Annotated in this window: 14 protein-coding genes; 3 read left to right on the top strand and 11 right to left on the bottom strand. The window is 62.6% G+C overall.

The features are described from left to right. The coding region (locus J5M56_RS16800) for an NEL-type E3 ubiquitin ligase domain-containing protein (RefSeq protein ID WP_207937341.1) at positions 1 to 3,583 on the top strand (3,583 nt) is incomplete at its 5' end. A 21-nt stretch (positions 3,584 to 3,604) separates the two neighbouring features. Here the strand turns inward: J5M56_RS16800 and hutG are convergent. The 7 genes from hutG to hutC form a co-directional block, all read right to left on the bottom strand. Continuing rightward, complete coding sequence (gene hutG, locus J5M56_RS16805; RefSeq protein WP_207937342.1) at positions 3,605 to 4,408, bottom strand: N-formylglutamate deformylase; 804 nt, start codon at positions 4,406 to 4,408, stop codon at positions 3,605 to 3,607. A 10-nt stretch (positions 4,409 to 4,418) separates the two neighbouring features. After that, a complete protein-coding gene (gene hutI / locus J5M56_RS16810) occupies positions 4,419 to 5,624 on the bottom strand; it encodes an imidazolonepropionase (protein ID WP_207937343.1) in 1,206 nt (401 codons plus the stop codon). A gap of 15 nt (positions 5,625 to 5,639) precedes the next feature. After that, positions 5,640 to 7,031 (bottom strand): amino acid permease, encoded by a 1,392-nt coding sequence (locus J5M56_RS16815; RefSeq protein ID WP_207937344.1) that lies wholly within the window; start codon positions 7,029 to 7,031, stop codon positions 5,640 to 5,642. Between the two features lie 118 nt (positions 7,032 to 7,149). Continuing rightward, complete coding sequence (gene hutH / locus J5M56_RS16820; protein ID WP_060479938.1) at positions 7,150 to 8,682, bottom strand: histidine ammonia-lyase; 1,533 nt, start codon at positions 8,680 to 8,682, stop codon at positions 7,150 to 7,152. Positions 8,683 to 8,748: 66 nt separating this feature from the next. Next, positions 8,749 to 10,422, bottom strand: coding sequence for a urocanate hydratase (gene hutU / locus J5M56_RS16825; protein WP_060479939.1), 1,674 nt, complete (start codon positions 10,420 to 10,422; stop codon positions 8,749 to 8,751). A gap of 175 nt (positions 10,423 to 10,597) precedes the next feature. Continuing rightward, on the bottom strand, positions 10,598 to 11,170 hold the full coding sequence (locus J5M56_RS16830) for a HutD family protein (protein ID WP_207937345.1): 573 nt from the start codon (positions 11,168 to 11,170) through the stop codon (positions 10,598 to 10,600). After that, positions 11,167 to 11,877, bottom strand: a complete 711-nt coding sequence (gene hutC, locus J5M56_RS16835) for a histidine utilization repressor (RefSeq protein ID WP_186476463.1) — start codon at positions 11,875 to 11,877, stop codon at positions 11,167 to 11,169. The genes J5M56_RS16830 and hutC overlap by 4 nt, the downstream gene beginning before the upstream one ends. Positions 11,878 to 12,021: 144 nt before the next feature. Between hutC and J5M56_RS16840 the strand changes: the two genes are divergently transcribed. Beyond that, positions 12,022 to 13,386 (top strand): formimidoylglutamate deiminase, encoded by a 1,365-nt coding sequence (locus tag J5M56_RS16840; RefSeq protein ID WP_207937346.1) that lies wholly within the window; start codon positions 12,022 to 12,024, stop codon positions 13,384 to 13,386. Between the two features lie 36 nt (positions 13,387 to 13,422). On the opposite strand, the gene J5M56_RS16845 is transcribed toward J5M56_RS16840, so the two are convergent. Together J5M56_RS16845 and bamE are read right to left on the bottom strand one after the other, a co-directional pair. Further along, positions 13,423 to 13,995 (bottom strand): lipocalin family protein, encoded by a 573-nt coding sequence (locus J5M56_RS16845; RefSeq protein WP_060479943.1) that lies wholly within the window; start codon positions 13,993 to 13,995, stop codon positions 13,423 to 13,425. Next, a complete protein-coding gene (gene bamE, locus J5M56_RS16850; protein WP_207937347.1) occupies positions 13,992 to 14,246 on the bottom strand; it encodes an outer membrane protein assembly factor BamE in 255 nt (84 codons plus the stop codon). The genes J5M56_RS16845 and bamE overlap by 4 nt, the downstream gene beginning before the upstream one ends. 225 nt (positions 14,247 to 14,471) lie before the next feature. On the opposite strand from bamE, the gene J5M56_RS16855 reads away from it, so the two are divergent. Next, the gene (locus J5M56_RS16855; RefSeq protein WP_207937348.1) at positions 14,472 to 16,364 is read left to right on the top strand and encodes a methyl-accepting chemotaxis protein; all 1,893 of its coding nucleotides are present in this window, start codon (positions 14,472 to 14,474) and stop codon (positions 16,362 to 16,364) included. Positions 16,365 to 16,411: 47 nt separating this feature from the next. Here J5M56_RS16855 and J5M56_RS16860 read toward each other — a convergent pair whose 3' ends face one another. Together J5M56_RS16860 and J5M56_RS16865 are read right to left on the bottom strand one after the other, a co-directional pair. Then, on the bottom strand, positions 16,412 to 17,008 hold the full coding sequence (locus tag J5M56_RS16860; protein WP_207937349.1) for a DUF924 family protein: 597 nt from the start codon (positions 17,006 to 17,008) through the stop codon (positions 16,412 to 16,414). A gap of 3 nt (positions 17,009 to 17,011) precedes the next feature. Continuing rightward, entirely contained in the window at positions 17,012 to 18,022 is a 1,011-nt protein-coding gene (locus J5M56_RS16865; protein WP_009681216.1) for a class 1 fructose-bisphosphatase, read from the bottom strand. Positions 18,023 to 18,224 lie beyond the last annotated feature (202 nt).

Consider the following 18,224-nt stretch of genomic DNA (forward strand, 5'->3'; position numbering starts at 1 on the left):
TTTGAGTGCGCATTTCGATGAAACGACACTGCAACGCATCCTCGATATCAGCGCCACCGAGCAAAGCACCTTACGCCGGGTGCTCGCGCAGAATCTAAGGCTGCCGGCGTTGCTCGAAGACACGCTGCAACGCTTCAAGCTCGACCAGGGCGTGCGTCAGACGCCAGGCAACCCAGCCTTGCCTGCACTGTTCACCCAGGCCTACGAGCGTCTTCAGCCATCCCTGCCCCTTCACGGCGAGCTCATCCAGCGTGTCTACCCCGCCCTACCCGGCCTGGTTATCGAGGAATTGCTGGGCAATGCCAATGCCCAGGAACTGCAAGCGCTAGCCTCGGGCAAGGTGCCCCTACGCCTGGCCGAAGAAATCCGCGTGTATCAGCAACAGGTGCGGCTTGCCCGCGCCTACGAGGGCCTGCACCTGGCCGGGGTACAAAGCTGGGACAGTGACCGGCTGATCCTGCAAACCCTGACACAGCTGCCGGGCTGGCCCGTCGAAACCAAACTCAAGCTCCTGCAGCGCAGATTCTGGCCAGATCAACACCATGCCATCGGCCCGCAGGACACCCGGCCCTATATCACCCTGACCCACGCACACGCAGGTTATCTGGTCACCGATACCAGCCAGCCTGGGGCAACGGTGCCCATTCACCCAGACATCTATGATGCCTTGCACCAGGCGCTGCCCCAAGCCATGGCTCAGCTTGGCGCAACCGACGGCAAAGCCCTCCAGCAACTTATGCAGCAGAGCCCACTATTACCCCGCCAAGCCCTGCGCCGGGCGCTGGGCATGCAGCCTGTTCGCCCAGGCTACCGCTCGCCCATGCGCCTTGCCGATGGGCGGCTGGGGTACCCACTGAGCAGCGGCGACGACCAAGCCCAAGGCAGCACACGCCAGCATTTGCTGGCCACCCTCAGAGCAACGGGCATACCGGAGCGCACTGGCAGGCCAGCCGAGCAGCTTCTGTCATCCATTGCCAGCAATGGCCGCAATCGGCTGCAGATTCTTGAATACCTGACCACGCTGCTGGACGAGCGCAACGAACTGCAAAGCCGCCTGGACGACTGGAGCGAAGCCATTTCGCCAGCCTCCGACCAAGCGGCTCGCGCCTATGACGCTCTGCGCGAATCGATCATGCAGCACTGGTACGACACCGCTCTACAAGATGACGCCTCGCGCAGCGCCGAGCTTAGCGTGCAGGGCGTGCCACTGACCGATATCCCGATGACCCTGCCTGGTTTTTTCTATCAGCGTATACACAACCTGCACCTGCTCGATTTGCCAAGTGGCCCGCTCGCGGGCTGGGGGCAGAGTGAGCGCTTGATGCAGCGCTTGTTCCGGTTGATGCCGCAGCTCGAATCGCTGGAAATCAGCAGGCCCTACAATCCTCGCGCCACCCCTTCGCTACTGCAGGCCAGTGTATCGAGCATCCCCACTGCCTTGCCCAACCTGCGTAGGTTGGCGCTGACCAATCAGAACATCGCCCTGACCGGCAGCCATCTGACCGAGCTGGCAGGGCTGGCTCAGCTCAGCCATCTGGACCTCAGTGGCAACCGCCTGCAGCAAAGTGGTGACCGGCCAAGCTTCCATTTGTTTTCCTTGGACTATCTAGGGCTTAACCGAATGCAACTGAGCCAATGGCCGCTGGGTATCGGCAGCGATGCCCTGGCACGCATCGGCCATCTTTCCCTTCAGGAAAACAACCTGACTTCATTGCCCTCGTTCCTGATCACTGAAACCCAAACACTCATCCGGCCACCAGTTATCTCGCTGCAAGGCAACAACATCAATGAAACGCACCTACAGCGCTTACTGCTGAGCGAGCATCCGGCCACTGCACAGGTAGCGCTGGACCAAACCCCGGCACTCGATCAGCGCCTGGCACGCATCCGCAACGAGCGACAACAGTTGCGCGAAGCGATCGACGGCTGGGCCCAAGCGTCGAGCTCGAGCCAACCACTGACCCAAGCCACCCTGGCAGACCGGCAGCGAATAGCCACGGCGATCAACGAATTCTGGGAGCGACAGGAACGTGGTCAGCAGTACCTGCGCCTGGTACTGGAAGACGTGGCGCTGGAGAACTTCCCCCGGCGGCTACCAGCGTTTTTCGGTGAGCGTGTGACGTCGGTGGTGCTCACCCGCCTGCGCGGCGATGCTTCGCAGCTCGACCAGCTGCTCGGGCGCTTTCCCAACGTTACCCGGCTTGTCATCGATGCCCATCAAGGTGCCAACGGCTCGCTGGCCACAGCGCTGCTGCGCCTGCCTCGGCTGGTACACCTTGAGGTTCGCAACATGGGCCTGGAAGTCGACCAGGCCATGCTGGACACCCTGGCCCAGCTGCAGCACCTGACATCGCTCGACCTGTCAGGCAACCGCATCGGCAACATAACCCAAGCCCCTGCAAGCCTGGCCGCGAACCTGACCTCACTGGGGCTGACCAACATGAACCTGCAAGCTTGGCCTGCGTGGTGCAACGACTTGCTGCCTCTGGAACTGTTGGACTTGAGCGCTAACAGCATCACCGAGCTGCCCGAACACATCCTTTCGAACCTGAACAACGCACTGCCGATTTCCTCGATTTCGCTGTTCGACAACCCTCTGCCCATGGAGACCATCTTGCGTGTGCGCGCTTTCTCCGATAGCCAACGCAGCTATTCCTTCGCGCTGGACATTCCGGATAACCTGCTGCTGGCCAGCTCCTCCAGTGAGGGTTCGCTGGACCACCCGCACTTCCCCATGCTCAGCGACGACACCCCAAGGATGGCCGACTGGATGCTGGGCAATGCCGCTCAAAACGAGGCATTGCAAGCCTGCTGGGAACAACTCGAAGGCAGCGACCTGTTGCGCCTGGTTGGCCGTTTGCACAATGCTGCGCCATTCGTCGACCTCACCACCCGGGCCAGCTTCACTGAGCGCGTTCGGCTGATGCTGGTGGCTGCGGTAGCCAACCCCGAGGAGCGCCCACTGCTGGAGAGCATTGCTGCAGCCGCCCTGCCCGACCCCGAAACCGGCTCGCAGACCTGCCACGACGGCGCCCTGCAAGAGTTCAACAACATTGAGCTCTACCTGTTGAGCAAACGCGTGCTGATTGATGCAGGCGATACCCTGCAAACCCTGCGCAGGCGGCTATTGCAGCTGTTTCGCATGGGCCAGCTGGAGAAGCTGGCCAGCACTCGCACGGGCTCCGGCGACCTGGTATCGGTGCGCCTGGCCTACCGCCGTGAACTTGCCAAGGAACTGGACTTGCCGATTGCCGACAGCATGCGCTTTCGAGGTGCAGCCAACCTGGCCCGTGGCGAGCTGTCCAGCGTGCTGGAGCATGTGCGCCAAAGTGAACACGGTGATGCGTTCATCGACTACCTGCTGGCTAACGCCGATTGGACGGCGCGCCTGCGGGCCGAAAACGCGCCCCGCTTCGATGAAGTCGAAGCACGTTTTCGCCAGCGGGTGCTGGACCTTGCCAGCGCCGACCACCCTCTTCAGGTAGAACTCGACCTGCAGCAGGGCCTGCTGGCGGATAAGGCGCAGGAAGAGCAGCAATTGCTGCGCGAGCTGACCATCACCTTCGTGAACAACGACGACTGATCGCCACGCCCTGGCCTGGGTTCAGTGCGCATAGCGCGCCTGGCCCCAGGCCAACAGTGCCTGCAGCAAGGCCTTGAGCACCTGTTGTGTTGGCAGTGCAAGGTCTTCCCGGTAGGTGAAGGGCGCGAATTCATCCATGTAGGTACTTTGCGCCAGCTCCAGCTGCACCGCATGGATGTGCTTGGCCGGGTCGCCGTAATGCCGGGTGATGTGCCCGCCCTTGAAGCGGCCGTTGAGCACATGACTGTAGCCCGCGGCCTGCTCGCATACCGCCCGCAGACGCTCGGCCAGTACTGGATCGCAACTTGCACCGTTGAAGGTGCCCAGGTTGAAGTCGGGCAACTTGCCCTCGAACAGGTGCGGGATCCGCGAACGAATCGAGTGGGCATCCCAAAGCAGGGCGTAGCCGAACTGTTCGCGCAGGCGGTCCAGTTCGCGGCGGAGGGTGTTGTGGTATGGGCGCCAAATCTGCTCCAGGTACCGTTCCCGCTCCTCAGGCGAAGGCTGCAAACCAGCCTTGAACAGCGGCTCTCCTTCGAACAGGGTCGCCGGGTACAGGCCGGTGGTGGCACCGGCATACAGCGGTTTATCGTCGTCCGGGCGGTTCAGGTCGATGACGAAACGCGAGTACTGCGCAGCCAGCACACTGGCGCCCATGTCACGGGCAAAGTCGTACAACCTAGGAATATGCCAATCGGTGTCAGGCAGCCCTTGCGCCTGCTCGACCAAGCCGTCGCGCACCGTATCGCTCAGGCGCAAGCCTGCATGGGGCATGCTGATCAGCAGTGGCAGGCGGCCTTGATGGAAACTCAGTACGTTGTCCATGGCACCTCGCTCAAATACAGATTTCGTGACCCTTGCGCACCACGCGCTTGGGCAGATCGCCGCCTAGCCAGTAGGCCAGGTCGGCAGGACGATCGATTTGCCAGGCAACGAAGTCGGCCACCTTGCCAACTTCAAGGGAGCCGTGGCTGCCCTCCAGGCCCAGGGCAGCGGCTGCGTGTAGCGTGACGCCGGCCAGGGCTTGTTCCGGGGTCATCCGGAAACAGGTACAACCCATGTTCAGCATCAGGCGCAGCGACAAACCTGGCGATGTGCCAGGGTTGAGGTCACTGGCCAGGGCCATCTTCACGCCGTGCCGACGCAGCGCGTCCATTGGCGGCAGCTGGGTTTCACGCAGGAAATAGAACGCCCCTGGCAGCAGCACGGCCACGGTGCCTGCGGCGGCCATGGCGATCGCGTCCTGCTCGGTCATGAACTCCAAATGATCGGCCGACAGCGCCTGGTAGCGCGCTGCCAGGCTGGAGCCATGCAACGAAGACAATTGCTCGGCATGCAGTTTCACCGGCAGGCGCAGCTCATGGGCTTTGATGAACACTTTCTCGACCTGCTGCGGGGAAAACGCCAAGTGCTCGCAGAACGCGTCCACCGCATCCACCAGGCCTTCGGCGGCCAATGCCGGCAGCATGTGATCGCAAATATGCGCGATATAGTCGTCCGCCCGGCCGGCGTACTCCGGCGGCAGGGCATGGGCGGCCAGGCAGGTGGCGCGCACGGTGAGCGGCAGCTCGTCAGCCAGGCGCCGAGCGACGCGCAGCATCTTGCGTTCGTTTTCCAAGTCCAGGCCGTAACCGGACTTGATCTCCAGGGTCGTCACACCGTCGCGCATCAATGCTTGAACGCGCTGGCGCGCACTGGCGAACAGTTCATCCTCGCTTGCCGCACGGGTGGCCCGCACGGTGCTGGCGATACCGCCGCCCTGGGCAGCGATTTCGGCGTAACTGACACCCTGCAGGCGCTGTTCGAACTCATCGCTGCGGTTACCGCCGAATACCACGTGGGTGTGGCAATCGATCAGGCCCGGAGTGACCCAGGCGCCGTCCAGATCCACGGTGCGTTCAAGCGCCGATATCTGCAATTGAGCGCGGGGGCCGATCCACTCGATAAGCCCGGCCTGGGTGACGATGGCCGCATCCTCGATGATCGAGTAACGGCCTTCTACCATGGTTGCCGCTTGGCAGTTATGCCAGAGGGTTCTCATGAGCAATCTCCTTGACTAGCGGTGCAGCTCAACTGGGGTGTGCTTGCCTGCACGGGGCTTGCACCACAGCAGGTAGGACGCCACCAGGAACACCACCCAGACTACACCGACCAGCAAGGCCGCCTGAGTGTCCGGGAAGTAACCGAGCACAGCAAAAATGAACACCATGAAGGCAATGGCCATGGCCGGGCCGTAGGGCCAGAACGGGACCGGGAACTTCAACCCCGCTGCCTCTTCACGGCTCATGCTGCGGCGCATGGCGACTTGGGTGACCAGGATCATCAACCACACCCACACGGTGGCAAACGTCGCGATGGAGGCGATCAACAGAAACACGTTTTCCGGGATCAGATAGTTGAGCAACACACCGATCAGCAACGCCGAGCCCATCACCACTACGGTCATCCACGGTACGCCGTGTCTGGACAGCTTGCCGAAGCTACGTGGCGCATGCCCTTGCTGGGCCAGGCCGTACATCATGCGGCCAGCGCCGAAGATGTCGCTATTGATGGCTGAAACAGCAGCCGAGATCACCACGACATTGAGCACGGCAGCTGCCGAGCCGATGCCCAGATTGTTGAAGATTTGCACGAAAGGGCTGCCTTCGTTGCCGATCTGCGGCCACGGGTACAGGCACATCAGCACGAACAGGGTCAGTACGTAGAACAGCAGGATGCGCAGGGGCACGGCGTTGATCGCTTTGGGGATGACACGCTGTGGGTCCTTGGCCTCACCTGCAGTCACGCCGATGATCTCGATGCCACCAAAGGCGAACATCACCACGGCGAACGAGGCGACCAGTCCGGTGACGCCATTGGGCATGAAGCCGCCATGCGCGAACAGGTTGCCGATGCCCGCTGCATGCTCCCCACTCACCTGGCTGAAACCAAACGCCATGATGCCAAGGCCTGCCAGGATCATCGCCACGATGGCGCCCACCTTGAGCAGCGACAGCCAGAACTCCATTTCGCCGAACACTTTGACGTTGCACAGGTTCAGGCCACCAATCACGAAGACGATGCCCAACACCCAGATCCAGCGCGCCACCTCGGGGAACCAGAAGCCCATGTAGATCCCGAAGGCAGTGACATCGGCGATGGCGACGATGACCATCTCGAAGGCGTAGGTCCAGCCGAGGATGAACCCGGCCATGGGCCCGAGGTAGGTGGTGGCGTAGTGGCCGAAGGAACCCGCCACCGGGTTGTGCACGGCCATTTCGCCCAGTGCACGCATGACCATGAATACCGCCGCGCCGCCGATCAGATAGGCAAGCAGTACCGCTGGGCCGGCCATTTGAATGGCCGAGGCGGAGCCGTAGAACAAGCCAGTGCCGATGGCAGAACCAAGGGCCATGAAACGAATGTGGCGGGCCGTGAGCCCGCGTTTTAGACCTTGAGCTTGTTGCATGTCACGTCCTTGAATTGTTTTTGTGGTCGTGAGGTGGAAGTTCGCGGCTGAAGTCGCTCCTACGCTAATCGTGGGGGCGACTTCAGCCGCGAAAAGGCCGCATGGCGACTCAGGGGCATCACAGGCTAGGCAGTACACCGGCAGGCAGCAGCCCGGTCAGGCTACCTTTGGCCAACAGCTCCACAGCGGCCTCGATATCCGGCGCGAAGAAGCGGTCACGGTCGTAGTGCGGCACTTCACGGCGCAGCGCCTGGCGCGCCTGCTCCAACTTCACCGAGGTCTTCAGGCCTTTGCGCAGGTCCAGCCCCTGGCATGCACCCAGCCATTCGATGGCCAGCACACCACGGGTGTTCTCGGCCATTTCCCACAGACGCTTGCCTGCGGCCGGGGCCATCGACACATGGTCTTCCTGGTTGGCCGAGGTCGGCAGGCTGTCGACGCTGTGCGGATGGGACAAGGCCTTGTTCTCGCTGGCCAGGGCGGCAGCAGTCACCTGGGCGATCATGAACCCTGAGTTCACCCCGCCGTTTTCCACCAGAAACGGCGGTAGCTGCGACATGTGCTTGTCCATCATCAACGAGATACGACGCTCGCTCAGCGAGCCAATTTCGGCGATCGCCAGGGCGATGTTATCAGCAGCCATGGCCACCGGCTCGGCATGGAAGTTGCCGCCGGAGATCACATCACCTTCAGCGGCGAACACCAGCGGGTTGTCCGATACCGCGTTGGCCTCGATGCCCAGCACTTCGGCTGCCTGGCGGATCTGGGTCAGGCAGGCGCCCATGACCTGCGGCTGGCAGCGCAGCGAGTAAGGGTCCTGAACCTTGTCGCAATTTTTGTGCGACAACGACACTTCACTGGCATCGCCCAGCAGGTCACGGAAGCAGGCGGCGGTGTCGATCTGGCCACGCTGACCACGCACTTCATGAATACGCGCATCGAACGGCGAGCGCGAACCCAGCGCTGCCTCAACGCTCAGCCCGCCACAAGCGATGGCCGCGGCATACAGGTCTTCGGCCTGGAACAACCCGCGCAGGGCGTAGGCGGTGGACGCCTGGGTACCGTTGAGCAGGGCCAAGCCTTCCTTGGCGGCCAGGGTCAGCGGCTCGAGGCCAGCCACTGCCAGGGCCTCGGTGGCCGACAGCCACTGGCCCTGATGACGGGCCTTGCCTTCGCCCAGCAGCACCAGCGACATATGCGCCAGCGGTGCCAAGTCGCCGGAGGCGCCGACCGAACCCTTGAGCGGGATGTGTGGGTAGACTTCGGCATTGACCAGGGCGATCAGCGCATCGATGACTTTGCGGCGGATACCGGAGAAGCCACGGCTCAAGCTGTTGATCTTGAGCACCATGATCAGCCGCACCAGGGCGTCGTCGAGCGGCGCGCCGATACCGGCGGCGTGGGACAACACCAGCGAGCGCTGAAGGTTTTCCAGGTCATGGCTGGCGATGCGGGTCGACGCCAGCAGGCCGAAACCGGTGTTGATACCGTAGGCGGTGCGGTCTTGGGCAATGATCTGCTCGACACAGGCAACGCTGGCTTCGATGGCCGCAGCGGCGCTGGCATCGAGCTGCAGGCGTACAGGTGCGGCGTGAATGGCGCGCAGTTGGGCCAAGGTCAGGGTGCCGGGCTTGAGAGTCAATTCGGTCACTTCGCTACTCCAATTCTGTCGGGGCCGCAGCCCCTCTTGTTATTCAGTATCAACCAAGCGCAGCGATCAGCCGGTGATCATCGGCAGGTCCAAGCCCTGCTCCTTGGCGCAGTCGATGGCGATGTCGTAACCGGCATCGGCGTGGCGCATCACCCCGGTACCCGGGTCGTTGGTCAACACCCGGGCAATTCGCGCCGCCGCTTCGTCGGTGCCGTCGCAAACGATGACCATGCCTGAGTGCTGGGAGAAGCCCATGCCCACCCCGCCGCCGTGGTGCAACGAAACCCAGGTAGCGCCGCCTGCGGTATTGAGCAAGGCGTTGAGCAGCGGCCAGTCGGAGACCGCGTCGGAGCCGTCGCGCATGGCTTCGGTTTCACGGTTGGGACTCGATACCGAGCCGGAGTCCAGGTGGTCGCGGCCGATGACCACGGGCGCCGAGAGCTCGCCGCTGCGGACCATTTCGTTGAACGCCAGGCCCAGCTTGGCGCGCAGGCCCAGCCCAACCCAGCAGATACGTGCTGGCAAACCCTGGAAGCTGATGCGTTCGCGAGCCATGTCCAGCCAGCGGTGCAGGTGCGCGTCGTCGGGGATCAGCTCTTTGACCTTGGCGTCGGTCTTGTAGATGTCCTGGGCATCACCGGACAACGCCGCCCAGCGGAACGGGCCGATACCGCGACAGAACAGTGGGCGGATGTAGGCCGGGACGAAGCCTGGGAAATCGAATGCATTGGCCACGCCCTCTTCCTTGGCCATCTGGCGAATGTTGTTGCCGTAGTCGAAGGTCGGGATGCCCTGCTTCTGGAAGTCGAGCATGGCTTGCACGTGCACGGCCATCGACTGCTTGGCAGCCTTGACCACTGCTGCAGGCTCGGTCTGAGCACGGTCACGGTACTGCTCCCAGGTCCAGCCAGCAGGCAGATAGCCGTTGAGCGGGTCGTGGGCACTGGTCTGGTCGGTGACCAGGTCCGGGCGCACGCCACGCTTGACCAGCTCGGGCAGAATTTCGGCAGCGTTGCCGTGCAAGGCGATGGAGATCGCTTTGCCTTCGGCGGTGTATTTGGCGATGCGGGCCAGGGCGTCGTCCAGGTCGTTGGCCTGCTCATCGACGTAACGGGTTTCCAGGCGGAAGTCGATGCGGCTCTGTTGGCATTCGATGTTCAGCGAGCAGGCGCCTGCCAGGGTTGCGGCCAGTGGTTGGGCGCCGCCCATGCCGCCAAGGCCAGCAGTCAGGACCCACTTGCCTTTCAGGCTGCCGCCATAGTGTTGGCGACCGGCTTCGACGAAGGTTTCGTAGGTGCCCTGAACGATGCCCTGGCTGCCGATGTAGATCCAGCTGCCGGCGGTCATCTGGCCATACATGGCCAGGCCCTTGGCATCCAGTTCGTTGAAGTGTTCCCAGTTCGCCCAGTGCGGCACCAGGTTGGAGTTGGCGATCAATACGCGCGGGGCGTTGCTGTGGGTTTTGAACACGCCAACCGGCTTGCCCGACTGCACCAGCAGGGTTTCGTCGTCTTCCAGGCGGGTCAGGGTTTCGACGATTTTGTCGTAGCAGGCCCAGTTGCGCGCGGCGCGGCCGATACCGCCATACACCACCAGCTCTTTGGGGTTTTCCGCAACTTGTGGGTCGAGGTTGTTCATCAGCATGCGCAGCGGCGCTTCGGTCAGCCAGCTTTTGGCGGTCAGCTTGTTACCACGTGGGGCACGGATTTCAACGTCACGGTATTTGTTGTTGTCGGTCACGGGAAGGTCCTTGGCGGTTGTCCGCGGGCAGATGTGTCGTGAGCGATAGATAAACACATCTTTACTTGTATGTACAAGCATGGACAACCAAAATTCACGGACCTCGCCACTGGCCAGGGAAAGGATGCTGGTGCAGGGAACGGGCGGTGCGCATCGTCCCAGGCGCTGTATGACCTTAACGCAGCATCAGTTCGATCAGGCAGAACCGCCCTTGAATACACAGTTCCAGCAACCGCTGGTTACCGTCCACCCGCAAGCAGTCGTACACCCCCAACCGTTGTATATCGTGCCCTGCCACCGCCACCTCGACCTGCCCGCTGGCGGCGAACAGCAACAGCGTCGGTGCCGAGCTATAGACGCGGCTGGTACCGTCGAACCACTGCAAGCGCGCCCGATAGCGCTGCGGTGCATAGATGAGGTTGAAGTCACGGATCGGCCCGCCCAGCAGGTTGCAGCTCACCTGGCTCTGGCCATCGAAGGCATAAGCATCGAACGGCAGCAGGGGCCGGCTCTGCTCACCCTCCACCGTGAGGCGCATGCCCTCACCCTGCAGCACCGTGATGATCCGCTGGTAGCCGGTGAATACTGAAAACCCGCCCGATTCCTCGATATCGGCAATCGACAGACGCCAGCCAAAACCATCGAGCCCTTCGCCATTGTCCCGGGTGATTTCTTCGGTGAAGCCGCCACCGTTCTTCCACGCCATGCGCGGGTAATCCTGGGCACGCAGCAGCTGCATTTGGGTCATTTGCTGAAGCGTCCTTCGAGGCGGTGACGGGAGCCTGGATGAATCAAGCGTGCGGCAGTAACCGGCTGGCGGCCAGACCATGTGCGCCGGCGGATCAGCAGGCAAGGCTCGCCACGTTCGATCTGCAGCAGGCGGCACTCTTCAGGCTCGGCGAGAATCGCCTCGACCACGTGCTCGCCCTCGGTCAACGGCGCAACCTGGGACAGGTAGGCATAGGGCGTCTGCCGGGTGAAGTCCTGCTTGAGGTAATCCGGGGCAATCGAAGCGTTTACGAAACGGTCCTCGATCTGCACCGGCACGCCGTTTTCGTAGTGCACGATCAGCGAATGAAACACCCGCTGCCCCTCACGCATGTCCAACGCCAAAGCGCGCTCCGAGCCTGCCGCTTCCTCGGCCAAGGTGATTACCTGGCAGCTATGCTGGTGGCCACGGCCGGCGATCTCGTCGGCGATATTGTTGACCTCGAACAGCGCAGAGCGGCTTTTGGGTTCGGCCACGAAGGTGCCTACACCCTGCATGCGCACCAGCAGGCCTTCGGCGGTCAGCTCACGCAAGGCGCGGTTGATGGTCATGCGGCTGAAGCCCAGCTCGCTGACCAGTTCACTCTCCGACGGCACCCGGTGGTGCGGCGGCCAGCTGCCGTTTTCGATCTGCTGGATGATCATCTGCTTGACCCTGGCGTACAGCGGCGCCGGGCCCTCGCCCATCTGGGCAACCAGCGCGGAGACAGGAGGTGTCGGCACGGCATTGAGTCCTTAGGCTATGGGGTGAGCGGTAGCTTGCCGCAGTTTACCCGGCAGGCAAACGCCTGTATATGTATATACAAGTTAACAATAACAGGATATTTGCCGATGCCCGCCTATTTCGCCGAACGCGCCCTGCTGCCTACAGGTTGGGCCCGTGATGTGCGCCTGGAAGTGTCCAGCGACGGCTTGCTCAGCCACGTGCAAACCGGCGCCTCGCACGAGGGCGCCGAGCGCCTGGCCGGGCCATTGCTGCCAGGCATGCCCAACCTGCATTCCCACGCGTTTCAACGGGCCATGGCGGGTCTGGCGGAAGTCGCTGGCAACCCTAACGACAGTTTCTGGACCTGGCGCGAGCTGATGTACCGGCTGGTCGGCAAGATCACCCCGGAGCAACTGCAGGTGATTGCCCGCCAGCTGTACATCGAAATGCTCAAGGCCGGGTACACCTCGGTGGCCGAATTCCACTATGTGCACCATGACCCTTCAGGCAAGGCCTACGCCGACCCTGACGAGCTGTCGCGGCGCATCAGTGCGGCCGCCGCCAGCAGCGGTATTGGCCTGACCCTGCTGCCGGTGCTGTACAGCCACGCAGGCTTTGGTGGTCAGGCGCCAAACGATGGGCAACGGCGCTTCATCAATTCCCAAGATCAGTATCTGCACATGCAGGCACGCCTGGCTCCCATCCTGGCGGCCCAGCCGGCACAGCGCCTGGGCTTGTGCTTCCACTCGCTGCGGGCGGTCACCCCCGGCCAGATCGCTGAAGTACTGGCGGCCAGCGACCGGCAAAGCCCGGTGCATATCCATATCGCCGAACAGCAGAAGGAAGTCGATGACTGCGTGGCCTGGAGCGGGCTGCGGCCTCTGCAGTGGTTGTATGAACATGTCGAGGTTGGCCCGCGCTGGTGCCTGGTGCATGCCACCCATGCCTTGGCCGATGAGGTCACGGCCATGGCACGCAGTGGCGCGGTGGCCGGGCTGTGCCTGACCACCGAAGCCAACCTGGGCGACGGCATATTCCCGGCCGTGGATTTCCTGGCCCAGGGCGGGCGCATGGGTATCGGTTCCGATAGCCATGTGTCGCTGAGCGTCGTTGAAGAGCTGCGCTGGCTGGAGTATGGCCAACGCCTGCGGGACCAGCGGCGCAACCGCCTGTACCGCAATGATCAGCCGATGGTCGGGCGCACGCTCTACGATGCGGCGTTGGCTGGCGGGGCACAGGCGCTGGGGCAGCCGGTTGGCGAACTCGCCGTGGGCAAGCGGGCGGACTGGCTGGTGCTCGATGGGCAGGACCCTTACATCGCCATGGCTGAAGGCGATGGCGTGCTCAACCGCTGGCTGTTCGCCGGCGGCGACCGCCAGGTGCGCGATGTGATGGTCAACGGGCATTGGGTGGTGCGCCAGGGCCACCATGCAGATGAAGCGCAAAGCCAGCAGGCATTCACCGAGGTGTTGCGCACGCTTCTGGCCTGAAACCGATCGGGGCCGCCTTCAGCGCCCCCTCGGTTATCAATGCATTTGCACGATCTGCTTGTCGGGTGTCCGCCAGATCAGCCGGCTGGTGTCATAGCCCTGCTGCCGGGCCTTGGCCATGAGGCTCTCGCGCTGCCACTGCGCCAGGGTCGGCGTGCGCGACAGTAGCCAGAGGTACTTGCGATCCGGGCTGCCGACGATCGCCGTACGGTAGTGCTCATCGACGTACAAAATCCAGTAATCGCCCCGGGCGACCCCTGGGACCAAGCGGGTGAACCAGTTGTCGAACTCTACCCACAGCTTGTCGGTGTGCCCCGGCTCCTGGATGTTGGCATGGCCCTCGGCGCGCAGCCACTCGTCACCCAACGTACGGCAGCGGTTGAGCACACCGAACGAGCCATCGGGCTTGAGGTTGTAGTGCGCCTCGGATTGCGCGCAATCGGCCTGGTATTTCATCGGCAGCCGCGCCAGTTCGTACCACTTGCCCTGGTAGCGTTTGAGGTCGACGTTGCCTGCGGTCTTCGGTGCCAGTGGGTCGGTGGAGGTACTGGCGCAGCCACCCAGCAGCATGGCCAGGCACAGCCCCAGCAGTAGGTGCAGACGCCTCATTTAAGGCCCTGCCCGGAGTACATCAATACTTTGTCGGAGGCGTATTGCACGCTGATGAAGCTCTTCTCGTCGCCCCAGGTGCAACTGCTCATACCCAGCGCGCCGGAGCACTCGGTGGGCGTGCCGAGCAGCTGCTCGACCTCGGCCTTGTTCATACCGGCCTTGAGCTTGGAATAGTTTTCCTGATTGATCTTGCTGCACGCAGTCAGCACGACGCACAACGACAACAGGGCGAGGGAACGCAACGACATGAAGGCACACTCCTGGATAGTAGACACAGGCGAGTGGCCTGCAGTGACCTTCGACGGGAAAATCCCTCCCTGGTTCCCCGGCAATTGCGCTTTAGTGGTACGCCGTTGGTCGGCCGGCCGTGGGTATACGATTAATGTTTTGCCCGGATCAGACGACACAGCGAGCACGCTGTGGCCGCGTGGCCCCTGCGCCCTCCTTTGCCTTGCCTTGTGCAGACCAGAAAAATGACCAAGAACCTCAAGTTCAGCCACAAGATCCTGCTGGCCGCCGCCCTGGTGGTGGCCGTTGCCTTTACCTGTTTCGTACTGTTCAACGACTATCGCCAACGCCAATCCCTGCGCAGCGATACACAAACCAACCTGCAGAACCTGGGCACCCTTACCGCAGGCAACATCCGCAACTGGCTCGACAGCCGTATCCAGCTGCTCGACTCCCTGGCCCAGCAAATAGCACTCGACGGGCCAGGCAAAGCCAGCCTTAGCCGTAGCTTGGCCCTGCCCGTGTACAGCAAGAACTTTCAACTCACCTATTTCGGGGGCCAGGACGGCAGCATGCAGTCGGTGCCTGCGGGTAACCGCGCTGCCGATTACGACCCACGGGCTCGCGGCTGGTACAAGGCTGCCACTGCCAGCGGCCAGACCATCGTTACCGAGCCCTACCTTTCGGCATCGGCCGGCAAGCTGGTGATCACCCTGGCGACACCGGTGCAGCAAGCCGGGCGACTGGTGGGGGTCAGTGGTGTGGATACTGACCTGAAGACCGTCAGCGACCTGATCAATGCGCTGAACTTCAACGGCCAGGGCCATGCCTTCATCGTCAACGGCCAGGGCAAGGTCATGATTCACCCCGACGCCGAGCTGGCCTTGAAAACCCTGGCCGATATCTACCCCCAGGACACTCCTCGAATCGGCAGTGGCCTGAAGGAACTCGAAGCAGGTGGGCGCAAGCAGTTCATCAACTTCACCCACATCGACGGAGTGCCTTCGGCCGACTGGTACGTCGCCCTGGTACTCGACCAGGACGCAGCCTTCGCCATGCTGGGCGATCTACGCACCTCAGCGGTGGTCGCTACGCTGATCGCGGTGGTGGTGATCATCGCCCTGCTGGGTTTGCTGATCCGCATGTTGATGGCGCCATTGCACCTGATGGGCCGCGCCATGCATGACATCGCCGAAGGCGAAGGCGACCTCACCCGGCGCCTGAGCATTCATGCACACGATGAGTTCGGCAGCCTCGGCCAGTCATTCAACCGCTTCGTCGAGCGTATCCACCAGTCGATTCGTGAGGTAGCCTCGGCCACCAGCCAGGTCAATGCCGTGGCAGCCCAGGTGGTGAGCGCGTCGAATGCGTCGATCGACAAAGCCGATCAGCAGTCCAGCCGCACCAGCAGCGTGGCAGCCGCGATCAACCAGTTAGGCGCCGCCGCGCAGGAGATCGCCCAGAATGCCGCCCAGGCCTCGCAGCACTCCAGCGAGGCGCGGGGCTTGGCCGAAGATGGCCAGCAGGTGGTCGGCCGCACCATTGAGGTGATGAACCAGCTATCGGCGCGCATCAGCGATTCGTGCGGCAATATCTCAACGCTCAATGAGCACACCGCCAACATTGGTCAGATCCTCGATGTGATCAGCGGCATATCCCAGCAAACCAACCTGCTGGCGCTCAACGCCGCGATCGAGGCGGCCCGTGCCGGCGAGGCCGGGCGCGGCTTTGCCGTGGTGGCGGACGAAGTGCGCAACCTGGCGCACCGTACACAGGAGTCGGCGCAGCAGGTGCAGCGCCTGATCGAAGAACTGCAGGCAGGCGCGCAGATGGCCGTCAGCACCATGAACCAGAGCCGTGAGCACAGTGACCACAGCGTTGGTATCGCCAACCAGGCCGGCGAGCGACTAGGCAGTGTGACCCAGCGCATTGGTGAGATCGATGGCATGAACCAGTCGGTGGCCACCGCCACGGAAGAACAAACGGCAGTGGTCGAGTCGATCAATATCGACATCACCGAAATCAACACGTTGAATCAGGAAGGCGTGCAGAACCTGCAGAGCACCTTGCGCGCCTGCAATGACCTTGAACATCAGGTCGAACGGTTGAAGCACTTGGTGGGTAGTTTCAGGATCTGAATGCGGCGGCGCCTCTTCACGGGTTCACCCGCGAAGAGGCGCTCTGATCAGAACCTGGACCCAGGCTCCAGCAGGAAGTCCATCTCCTCACTGGTACTCGGCCGCCCCAACACCAGGTTACGGTGCGGGAAGCGGCCGAACCGCGCGATCACCCGCTGGTGCTGCTCGGCGTAATCAAGGAAGCCTTCAAACAAACGCCGGTGCTCGTCGGGCTGTTCCTGCAGCAGCGCCTGATAGCGCTCGACACACAGGTTCTGCCAGTCCAACACCTCGGCATGCTCCAGCACCAGCAGCACGAACACCCGCTGGATCGGCAGCAACTGGTAATCCCAGTGCTTCTGCAGGCCCTGCAGAGCCACTACCTGGGCCCGCCGGTCGCCCTCGAAGGCGCGCGGCGTGTCTCGGTAAAGCATGCGCGGCAACTGGTCCAGCAGGATCAACAGGCCAAGCCAGCCTTGCGGGCTCTGCTGCCATTCGTCGAGCCCACCGGCCAGGGCGTGCTCGACCAGGTCGCCGAACAGCGCTTGTGCCTCGGCATCGTAGTGCTTACCGAACCACAGCGTGCTCTTCTCGTCAGCCACGGCCTGGGGACTGGTGCCCCAACCGAACCACCACTCCAGCAACGGCTGCCAAGGTGCGAGCATGATTTACTCCTTGTGGTAGGCGGTGACGCGCTCGACCTCTTCCTTCGAGCCAAGGATTACCGACACGCGCTGGTGCAGGCTCTCAGGCTTGATGTCGAGGATGCGATCGTAACCATTGGTCGAGGCGCCGCCAGCCTGTTCGATGATGAACGACATCGGGTTGGCTTCGTACATCAGGCGCAGCTTGCCCGGCTTGCTCGGCTCACGGGCATCGCGCGGGTACATGAACAGGCCACCGCGGGTCAGTATGCGATGCACATCGGCGACCATCGAGGCGATCCAGCGCATGTTGTAGTTCTTTTTCAGCGGGCCGGTCTCGCCTGCCAGCAGTTCGCCCACGTATCGCTGCACTGGCGCTTCCCAGTGACGCTGGTTGGACATGTTGATGGCGAACTCGGCGGTGGTTTCCGGGACGCGGATGTTTTCGTGGGTCAGGACGAAGCTGCCCAGTTCGCGGTCCAGGGTGAAGCCCTTGACGCCATTGCCCAGGGTCAGGATCAGCATGGTCTGCGGGCCATAAATGGCATAACCGGCGGCGACCTGCTGGGTGCCTGGCTGCAGGAAGGCGTTTTCGTTGAGGGTTTCGTTCTGGCTCAGGTATTCGTTAGGGCAACGCAGTACCGAGAAGATGGTGCCGACCGAAACGTTGACGTCGATGTTCGACGAGCCGTCCAGTGGGTCGAAGACCAGCAGGTAGGCACCCTTGGGATACTTGCCCGGGATCTGGTAGGCGTTGTCCATTTCCTCGGAGGCCATGCCGGCCAGGTGGCCGCCCCACTCGTTGGCTTCAAGCAGGATATCGTTGGAGATCACGTCCAGTTTCTTCTGGACTTCGCCCTGCACGTTTTCAGTGCCCATGCTGCCCAGCACGCCACCCAGGGCGCCTTTGGACACGTGATGGCTGATTTCCTTGCACGCACGCGCCACCACTTCGATCAGGAAGCGCAGATCGGCAGGGGTATTGTTGCTGCGGGTCTGCTCAATCAGATAGCGACTCAGGGTAACGCGGGACATGTATGGCTCCGAAAGGATAGGGGGAGGTAAACCCCCGCAGTTTACAGTGAGAGTGGCGAGCTAGCGAGTGATGAGACTCACCACGGCTCTCTGACGGCACAATAGGTCGGTAGTTCAGCCTGCGCCAGGCAGGTGGTCGGCCCAAGGGCCATTGGCGGATGAACACGCTCCCACCAAGCAGCCGGAGATTGCTGATGGTAGG

This window comes from Pseudomonas sp. 51_B (assembly GCF_017491595.1).
Lineage (GTDB): Bacteria > Pseudomonadota > Gammaproteobacteria > Pseudomonadales > Pseudomonadaceae > Aquipseudomonas > Aquipseudomonas promysalinigenes.

Coding starts and splice junctions, on each gene's coding strand:
- J5M56_RS16855 (WP_207937348.1), top strand. CDS start 14,472: ATGACCAAGAACCTCAAGTTCAGCCACAAGATCCTGCTGGCCGCCGCC.
- J5M56_RS16845 (WP_060479943.1), bottom strand. CDS start 13,995: ATGAGGCGTCTGCACCTACTGCTGGGGCTGTGCCTGGCCATGCTGCTG.
- J5M56_RS16840 (WP_207937346.1), top strand. CDS start 12,022: ATGCCCGCCTATTTCGCCGAACGCGCCCTGCTGCCTACAGGTTGGGCC.
- hutI (WP_207937343.1), bottom strand. CDS start 5,624: ATGAGAACCCTCTGGCATAACTGCCAAGCGGCAACCATGGTAGAAGGC.
- bamE (WP_207937347.1), bottom strand. CDS start 14,246: ATGTCGTTGCGTTCCCTCGCCCTGTTGTCGTTGTGCGTCGTGCTGACT.
- hutG (WP_207937342.1), bottom strand. CDS start 4,408: ATGGACAACGTACTGAGTTTCCATCAAGGCCGCCTGCCACTGCTGATC.
- J5M56_RS16860 (WP_207937349.1), bottom strand. CDS start 17,008: ATGCTCGCACCTTGGCAGCCGTTGCTGGAGTGGTGGTTCGGTTGGGGC.
- J5M56_RS16865 (WP_009681216.1), bottom strand. CDS start 18,022: ATGTCCCGCGTTACCCTGAGTCGCTATCTGATTGAGCAGACCCGCAGC.
- J5M56_RS16815 (WP_207937344.1), bottom strand. CDS start 7,031: ATGCAACAAGCTCAAGGTCTAAAACGCGGGCTCACGGCCCGCCACATT.
- hutC (WP_186476463.1), bottom strand. CDS start 11,877: ATGGGCGAGGGCCCGGCGCCGCTGTACGCCAGGGTCAAGCAGATGATC.
- J5M56_RS16830 (WP_207937345.1), bottom strand. CDS start 11,170: ATGACCCAAATGCAGCTGCTGCGTGCCCAGGATTACCCGCGCATGGCG.